The organism is uncultured Devosia sp., from assembly GCF_913055165.1.
Taxonomy (GTDB): Bacteria; Pseudomonadota; Alphaproteobacteria; order Rhizobiales; family Devosiaceae; genus Devosia.
In genome coordinates, this window is the sequence record NZ_CAJXJS010000097.1 from 1 (window position 1) to 8,121 (window position 8,121).

The 8,121-nt window shown below is 64.6% G+C and carries 9 protein-coding genes; 4 read left to right on the forward strand and 5 right to left on the reverse strand.

The features are described from left to right. Both QZ564_RS18460 and QZ564_RS18465 read left to right on the forward strand, forming a co-directional pair. A partial coding sequence (locus tag QZ564_RS18460) for a hypothetical protein (RefSeq protein WP_297113267.1) occupies window positions 1-233 on the forward strand: 233 nt, incomplete at its 5' end. 2 nt (window positions 234-235) lie between these two features. Beyond that, a complete protein-coding gene (locus QZ564_RS18465) occupies window positions 236-1,714 on the forward strand; it encodes a DHA2 family efflux MFS transporter permease subunit (RefSeq protein ID WP_297113271.1) in 1,479 nt (492 codons plus the stop codon). A gap of 30 nt (window positions 1,715-1,744) precedes the next feature. On the opposite strand, the gene QZ564_RS18470 is transcribed toward QZ564_RS18465, so the two are convergent. Then, the gene (locus QZ564_RS18470; protein ID WP_297113273.1) at window positions 1,745-2,536 is read right to left on the reverse strand and encodes a sulfite exporter TauE/SafE family protein; all 792 of its coding nucleotides are present in this window, start codon (window positions 2,534-2,536) and stop codon (window positions 1,745-1,747) included. Window positions 2,537-2,639: 103 nt separating this feature from the next. Next, the gene (gene argB / locus QZ564_RS18475; protein WP_297113275.1) at window positions 2,640-3,542 is read right to left on the reverse strand and encodes an acetylglutamate kinase; all 903 of its coding nucleotides are present in this window, start codon (window positions 3,540-3,542) and stop codon (window positions 2,640-2,642) included. A gap of 178 nt (window positions 3,543-3,720) precedes the next feature. Between argB and QZ564_RS18480 the strand changes: the two genes are divergently transcribed. Both QZ564_RS18480 and QZ564_RS18485 read left to right on the forward strand, forming a co-directional pair. Beyond that, the gene (locus QZ564_RS18480) at window positions 3,721-4,272 is read left to right on the forward strand and encodes a sigma-70 family RNA polymerase sigma factor (protein WP_297113277.1); all 552 of its coding nucleotides are present in this window, start codon (window positions 3,721-3,723) and stop codon (window positions 4,270-4,272) included. Beyond that, window positions 4,269-4,973: an anti-sigma factor gene (locus QZ564_RS18485; protein WP_297113279.1), complete on the forward strand. Its 705-nt coding sequence runs from the start codon at window positions 4,269-4,271 to the stop codon at window positions 4,971-4,973. Before QZ564_RS18480 ends, QZ564_RS18485 begins: the two co-directional genes overlap by 4 nt. Window positions 4,974-4,984: 11 nt before the next feature. Here QZ564_RS18485 and tilS read toward each other — a convergent pair whose 3' ends face one another. The 3 genes from tilS to pal form a co-directional block, all read right to left on the reverse strand. Next, complete coding sequence (gene tilS / locus QZ564_RS18490) at window positions 4,985-6,259, reverse strand: tRNA lysidine(34) synthetase TilS (protein WP_297113281.1); 1,275 nt, start codon at window positions 6,257-6,259, stop codon at window positions 4,985-4,987. Continuing rightward, window positions 6,244-7,263 (reverse strand): tol-pal system protein YbgF, encoded by a 1,020-nt coding sequence (gene ybgF, locus QZ564_RS18495; RefSeq protein ID WP_297113283.1) that lies wholly within the window; start codon window positions 7,261-7,263, stop codon window positions 6,244-6,246. The genes tilS and ybgF overlap by 16 nt, the downstream gene beginning before the upstream one ends. 170 nt (window positions 7,264-7,433) lie before the next feature. Next, window positions 7,434-7,883, reverse strand: coding sequence for a peptidoglycan-associated lipoprotein Pal (gene pal / locus QZ564_RS18500; RefSeq protein ID WP_297113285.1), 450 nt, complete (start codon window positions 7,881-7,883; stop codon window positions 7,434-7,436). Window positions 7,884-8,121: the final 238 nt, after the last annotated feature.

Consider the following 8,121-nt stretch of genomic DNA (forward strand, 5'->3'; position numbering starts at 1 on the left):
CCGCCATAATCAGGCCCATGACGGGCCATTGGCGGCAGACGCTCGCCGACATCTTCGCGCTGGGTGTCAGGGATGGAACGCTTCGTGCCGACCTTAGCCCGCAAGCCGCCGCGCATATCTTCCTGGGCACCGTGGCTGGCTGGCGCAGCTCTCATCCAGATCGCTCGGAAGTTGACGCGGTGTTTTCAGAACTCGAGCGGGCCTTTTCGGCGCCCGCTGCCAAAAGGGACTAACCATGTCTGCATCTCGGCCCGAGGCCGCGCCAGATCCGCGCCGCTGGCTTTCCCTGGCGATCCTGCTGATCGCCAATTTCATGAACCTGATCGACGTCACCATCGTCAATGTGGCGCTCCCCTCAATGCGCGAGAATTTGGGGGCGACCGACAGCCAGATCGAGTGGGTGGTGGCCGCCTATGTATTGGCGTTTGCGCTAGGACTGCTTCCATTCGGGCGGCTGGGCGACATTGTCGGCCGGACCCGCATGTTCCTGCTCGGCGTCTCGGCCTTCACCCTGGCCTCGGCCCTGTGCGGCCTTGCTCCGTCCATCGAAGTGCTGATCGGTGCCCGCGTTTTGCAGGGGCTCGGCGGGGCGATGATGACCCCGCAGGTGCTGGCCATTGCCACCGTCTCCTTTCCGCCCGACGAACGCGGCCAGGCCTTCTCCCTGTTCGGACTGTCTGCGGGGCTGGCCGCCGTCTGCGGTCCGATCCTGGGGGGCATCCTCATCGACGCCCAGCTGTTCGGGCTGGATTGGCAGCCGATATTTCTGGTCAACATTCCTATCGGCATCGCCGCCATCATCGCCGGCTGGTTTCTGATAACGCGTCTGCCCGGTCACCCGGATCTCAGGAATGACTATGTCGGCATCGTGCTGTTCGGACTCGGCATCGTTTCTGTGGTGTTTCCGATCGTGGAAGGCCGGGCCTATGGCTGGCCGCTCTGGGCGTTTGGCATGATGGCCTTTGGCCTGATCATGCTCGCCGTGTTCTTTGTCTGGGAAGGCCGCCGTGCCGCCGCCGGTGAACCGCAACTGCTCAATTACGGCCTCCTGCGCAGCAAGGACTTCATGTTCGGCGCCTTTGTGGTGACGGTCTTTGCCTCGGGCATACCGGGCATGTTCATGGTGATCTCGCTGCTGCTGCAGGCGGGCTTCGGCTTTTCACCGCTGGAATCAGGGTTGACCAATACGCCTTTTTCCGTGGGCGTGCTGATCGCCTCGTTCATTGCCGGCCGGTTCGGGTCGCACTATCTGCGCAGCCGCCTGGCAGCTTCTGGTGCCATGCTCAGCTTTGGGATCGGCTGGCTGCATTTCATCGTCGCGGGCGTCACCGATACCATCGACCATTGGTGGTTCCTGCCACCGCTATTGATCGCCGGGATTGGCCTGGGCCTGGGCTTTTCGGCGCTGTTCCAGCTTGTTCTGCGCAGCGTGCCGGATCGCGATGCAGGTGCCGGTTCAGGGGCGCTGCAGGCCTTCCAGCAGGTCGGCGGGGCCTTGGGCATCGCGCTGATCGGACAGATTTTCTTCACGCATCTGGCCAATTCCTTTGCGGCCGGAGCCGGCCCCCATGCCGCCTTCGCCGATTCTGCGGCGCTGGCGCTCTGGTATCAGGTGGTGGCGTTTGGCCTCGTGCTGGCGCTGGCCTTTGTCTTCAAACAATCCGGCAACCAGCCCCAGGGGCGGGCCGCCGAAGCGGCACCGGTGGAGGCCTAGGCACCGCCCCCAACGCCAGGGCTTGGGGTGCTAGGTCAGCAATTGCCAGGTCTGGTATGCGGCCAGGGCCATCACCAGGCTGCCCACCAGGATCATCAGGCGTTGGGCAGGGATCATCCGGACCACGAATCCTGCCAGCGGCGCGGCCAACACCCCGCCCACGACCAGGCCGGCCACCGACCACAGGTGCCGGTCGATGCCGTCGGCCTGGTCCCAATGGCCGGTCATCAGCGCCGTCAGAAATGCAACCGAGACGGCGGTGGTGACGAAGAATTCGACGGTATTGACCGTGCCCACCACGAAGCGCGGGGCGCCGCCCGAACCGATCAGGCTTGAGGTGACGATGGGCCCCCAGCCGCCGCCGCCAGCAGCGTCGACAAAACCGCCGGCCACGCCCAGCGGCGCAACATAGGCCGTGCCATGCTCCCGATAGGGCGCCCGGCTGCGGAAGGCGCGGAAGAGGATATAGACCCCAAGCAGACCCAGATAGATGGTGACGAAGGGCCGGAGCATGGCGCCATCAATCGCGGTCAGCACATAGGCACCCATCACCCCGCCCGCTATGCCGGCCGGCGCCAGTCGCCAGAACAGTTTCCAGTCGACATTGCGATGGCTGACATGGCTGGTCGCCGAGGCGGCGGTGGTGAACATTTCGGCAGCATGCACGCTGGCCGAGGCGGCTGCGGGCGGGACGCCGAAGGTGAGCAGCATGGTGGTGCTGACCACGCCATAGGCCATGCCCAGGGCGCCATCGACAATCTGCGCCAGAAAACCGGCAATAGTGAAGATCAGGAATTCCGAAACCATCGCGATTACCCCCATCGGATGGCTGCATTCTGCATTAAGCCTATAGATTTAGTAGTCTTTAAAGGAACTTTCCTTGCTTGACTCGCGGGGGCTTCAGAAATTGTTTACCTGTTTGCGCTCAGCGGACGATCAGCGTGCCCGCACCATGCTCGGTGAACAGTTCCACCAGAACGACATGGGGCGTCTTGCCGTTGAGGATCACCACGCCTTCCACACCATTGTCGAGCGCTTCAAGACAGGTCTCGACCTTGGGGATCATGCCGCCGGAAATGGTGCCGTCGGCGATCAGTTCCCGGGCTTCGCGCATGGTAAGCTCCGGCATCAGCTTGCCGTTCTTGTCCAAAACGCCGGGGACGTCAGTGAGGAACAAGAGGCGCTTGGCACCGAGCGAGCCGGCAATGGCGCCGGCAAAGGTATCGGCGTTGATATTGTAGGTATTGCCGTCGCGGCCCGGGGCGACCGGGGCAATGACGGGGATCAGTTCCGAGCGGGCCAGAAGGTCCAGCAGCGTCCGGTCGACTTCCACGGGTTCACCGACAAAGCCCAGATCCAGCACGCGCTCGATATTGGAGCCCGGGTCCTTAAAGGTCTTTTCCGCCTTTTTGGCAAAGACCATGTTGCCGTCCTTGCCGCACAGGCCGATCGCCCATTCGCCCTCGGCATTGATCAGCGCCACGATTTCCTTGTTGATCGAGCCGGCCAGCACCATTTCAACCACTTCCATGGTGCGCTGGTCGGTGACGCGCAGTCCGCCCTCGAACTTGGATTCGATGCCCAGATTCTTGAGCATGGAGGCAATCTGCGGCCCGCCGCCATGCACCACGATCGGATTGACCTTGGATTGCTTCAAAAGGGCAATGTCACGGGCGAAGGCCTGGCCGAGCTTGAGATCGCCCATGGCATGGCCGCCATATTTGACCACAACGGTCTTGCCTTCGTAGCGCTGCATATAGGGCAGGGCCTGGGCGAGGATGCCGGCATCGTGGCTGAAGCGATCGGTGTCGGGCGCCTGGTCGGTCATGGTGGTCAGCAGCTCCCTGGGCTGGGGGTTCGGTTGGGCAATGGGTCTATTCGATTTCCGGTTCCTATGAAACGCCTTTGCCCCGGTTTTTTGAAGGGCAGTGATCCGATTGCCCCGTTCTTTCGTTCTAGCAGAAAAGGCCGCGGCACGGCCTCACGGACGGGGAGGGCGCTTGCCCATGCCAGCACAATCAGGACCTGCCGAAATCTCCGAGCTGATCGCGCGGTGCTCGCTGCGCGACCGGCAGGCATTCCGCATGCTTTACCAACGCACAAGCGCGAAACTGTTTGGCGTGGTGCTGCGTATCTTGAAAAACCGGGCCGAGGCCGAAGAGGCCATACAGGAGGTCTATATCAAGATTTGGCAGCGCGCCGATCGCTATCAGGCGGGGCAATCCTCTCCAATCAGTTGGCTGGTGGCCATCGCCCGCAATCATGCGCTCGACATGGTGCGGGCACGGCGGCCGGCGGGTGATGAGCTGGACGAGGCGATGCAGATTGCCGATGCCGGGCCTGATCCGGAGCGGTTGGCCCAGGCCAGCCAGGAGGGCGAGCGGATCGAGACTTGCCTGGCGACCCTGGAGCCGGAGAAGGCCGAAGCGGTGCGCGGGGCCTATCTTGAGGGCTATAGTTATGACGAGCTGGCGCAGCGCTATTCCGTGCCGCTCAATACCATGCGAACCTGGCTGCGGCGCAGCCTGATCAAGTTGAGAGAGTGTCTGACGGCATGAGCGACGAGCAGGGCAAAAGGGGCGGCGACGAGCGTGGGGCGCTGGTGGCCGAATATGTCCTGGGCCTGCTCGGGCCGCGCGAGCATGCCCGCGTCGAGGCGATGATTGCCGCCGACCCGGCCCTGAAGGCGGAGCACGATTTCTGGTCGGCCCGCTTTGCAGCGCTCGACAGCGAATTTGGTGAAGTCGATGCGCCTGCGCATGTGCTCGGGCGGGTGGAGGCGCGCCTGTTCGGGGCGGCTCCGAAAACCTCGATCTGGAACAGCCTGGCGCTTTGGCGGGGCCTCACCGCGGGCGCCCTGGCGGTGGCCGTTGCGGCGATCGGCTTCAACCTGATGCAGCCGACTCCCAGCGTCACGAGCCTGACCACCCAGCTCGTTGCTGCGCTCGAAGCCGAGGGCAGCGATGTGCGCTTCCTGGCGCTTTATGATGGGGCGGGGGCCGTTCGGCTTACGGCGCTCTCGGGCGATGTTCCGTCCGATCGTGATCTGGAGCTCTGGGCCATCCAGGGCGAGCAGGCCCCGATCTCCATGGGGGTCATTCCGGTCAACCAGCGGTCAGTGGTGGAACTGAGCGAAGAAGTGCAGGCCGGCTGGGGCGAGGGCTCGGTGCTGGCCATCACGCTCGAACCCAAGGGTGGCGCGCCGGAGGGCCGGGCAACGGGTCCGGTCGTGGCGCTGGGCGAAGTGCACCAGATTTAAGCCCTCCACCCTCAGTCGATCAGCAGTTCCACGCTGACCCGTTCGTCAAAGGACCAACCGCCCAAGGCGAGGATCTCGCCTTCTGCGTCCCGCACGAGTGGCGCAGTGCGAATGGCTTCGGCTGGCGTGGTAACCTTGAAACCGAGGAAATTCTCCAGCCGGTGGCGGGGCATGAAATCGGTCGCGCCCGCTGTCATGCCGGCAGTGTCCGAGACATTGGTGATGAGGAAGCGCTGGTCCCAGACCAATTGCTCGTGCGGGCCCAGAACACGGGGTTCGGGCAGGGCCCGGCCAGGCTCGCGCGAGACAATCAGCGCGTCACCCTTGATCCGCACCACCGCCCCTAGAAGCGTGGCGGCGCGGGGCAGGTCGCCCGCGGCAATCTGGTCATATAGCTTTTCGATCTGGCCCAGGGCCCGCGGTTTCTGCCGTCCACCCACGATATTGAGCGTACGCGCCAGCACCCGCCGGCCGATGGCCGGGCTGAGGCCTTGAAAGGCGGTGCGGGGCAGGCTGGCGGCGCCAAACCCGTCCAGCGTCACCAGCTCGGCAAAGGCGGCGTCGGCCATCTGCGTCAGCGCCAGATCCGCTTCTGCCATGCGGGCGGCGAAACGGGCCAGGGCGGCGCTGTCGAGCCCGTCCTCGGCGAGCAGGGGCAGCCGCTTGCGCCAGCGCACGCGTTCATAGCTGATATCGGTGTTGGAGGGGTCCTGCGCGGGCACCAGGCCCGCCTCTTCGACCACCAGCGCCAGACTGGCCGGCTCGACATCGAGCAGGGGCCGGAACACTGTGACCCCTTCGACCTGGCTGATCGGGCTCATGCCCCTGAGCCCCTCAATGCCGCTGCCATGGGCCAGGCGCATCAGCACGGTCTCGGCCTGGTCGGCGCGATGATGGGCGGTGAGCAGCAGCGTGGCGCCGTCGGCCTGCATGGCCTCGCCGATGATCCGGTAGCGGGCCAGCCGCGCTGCTTCCAGGAGGCCGCTGGCCGGCTTCTCGCCGGTCCAGGCCAGCGCCCGCGCCAACAGGCCCAGCCGGTCCGCCTCGGCCATCACCATGGCCACTTCTGCGGCTGCTTCCGGCCGCAAGCCATGATCGAGGCTGTAGACGATCAGACGCGGCGCGCTTTCCCGTGCGCTGGCCCAGCGCTGGGCCAGCAGCATCAGGGCCAGGCTATCGGGTCCGCCCGAGACGGCCAGCCCGATGGCCGGGGCATCGGCTGCCGGCGCGAACAGCCGCGCCAGCACCTCGGGATCGCCCAGATCGGGCGTCAGGCCGGTGGGCATTCGGCCTTGGCCCTCTCTTCGGCCAGCCGGGCCTGGAAGGCCGGGATGGTGTCGGGATAGCGGGTCGAAACCTCGGTAAAGGTCCGGCAGGCGGTTTCGCGCTCGCCGACGCCGGCAAGCGCCACGCCGAGCTTGAGCAGGATATCGGGCGCGCGTTCGTGGCTGGGATCGGTCTGGTAGGCATCCACCAGCACATCGGCAGCCTCCGCATAGGCCGCGCGCGCCAACATGGATTCGCCCAGCCAGTTGCCCGCATCCACCACCTGGGGATTGTCGGGGTAGAGCTCGATGAACTGGCCGAACTGTTGTTCGGCAAATTCATAGTCGCCGGCAACCAGTGCCTCGTAACCGGCGCGGAACTGGGCATCGGCATCGGCATTGCCCGAGGCATCGGCGGCGGGATCATAGCTCAGATTGAGCGGCTGGCCGGTGATCAGGTCAATGCCGCCGGCCTGACCGGTGCCGACCAGGGGATCACCGGATTGGCCGAGATCGTCCATCGGGGCGGAGCCGTCATCGAATGTGGGATCGAATTCGATTTCGCCGGGCAAAGGCTGTACGCCCTGCTCGGGAATATCGGTCAGAGGCACGGCCTCCTCGCTCGCAGCCGGGTCCTGCGGCAACGCCTGGGGCTGGCTCACGCTGCTCCCTGATGTTGCCGCATCACCGTTTCCCGGGCCACCGCCTTCCAATGCCTGGAAGCGGAATTCGGCGTCTTCCTGGAAGCGGTTGAGAATTTCCTGAAGCTGGGTGAGCTGGAATGTCAGGCCATCGACCTGCCCGTTGAGCACGCGGATCTGCTCCTCGAGCTGCTGGATGCGCACCAGCAATTGGGCGTTGTCGGCCTGGGCTACCAGGATGCGGCCGCCGTCATTGTTGAAGCTGAGGCCGCTCAACTCGCCCGGGGGCAGCACCACCTGCGCCTGTGCGCCCTGCGCGCACAGACCAAGGCCCAGCGCGCACAGCGCCGCATGGCCCAGTTTCTTCAAGTTCTTAAGCGTCACGCCTGCCTCCGGATATGATCAATGCCGGCCAAGATGGGGGTTATGCGTCCGCCGATAAAGAGCAATTTTGGTCAAAAGAAAGCGCCCGGACCATTTTCTGGTGCCGGGCGCTCTTGCCTCCAGTTTCCACTGGATCGATGAGCCTGCAGCGGTGCGGCAGGCCAAGCGATTTACTGGACGACCGTCACCGCACGGCGGTTCTGGCTCCAGCAGGAGATGTCGTTGCAGATCGCCACCGGACGTTCCTTGCCGAAGGACTGGCTGGTGATGCGCTGGGCATTGACCCCGCGCGAAACCAGATAGTTCACCACCACAGAGGCGCGGCGGGCGCCCAGGGCGATATTGTATTCGCGGGTGCCGCGCTCGTCGGCATGGCCTTCGATCATGATGCGGTAATTGGCATATTGGTTGAGCCACTGGGCCTGCTTGTCGAGCGTGGCCATGGCCTCGGTGGTCAGAGAGCTGGAATCGGTTTCGAAGAACACGCGGTCGCCCACGGTGACGATGAATTCCTGCTGGCTGCCCGGAGCGCCAGCGCCAGTATTGCCGACGCCGGTCAGGCCGACATTGTCCGTGGCGCTGCGCGAACAGGCAGCGATGGCGACAACCAGCAGCAGCATGGCTGCAGCGCGCAGAGCGGTATTTATGGGGGCGGGGATGACCACGACAGGCTCCTGGGAGAAAAGGCTAAAATCTTAAGGGCAGCATTTACCGCGCTTAATCTTAAAACCGGGTGTGCCAGCGTGGTTAATCTCGGGCTAATGGGGCGCGGATGTGGCGGGAATCCTGGCTTTTTTGTGACGTTGCCATGGCGCAACAGGTGCGGCGGGATCAGGAGATAGGGTTAAGAGCGGCGGG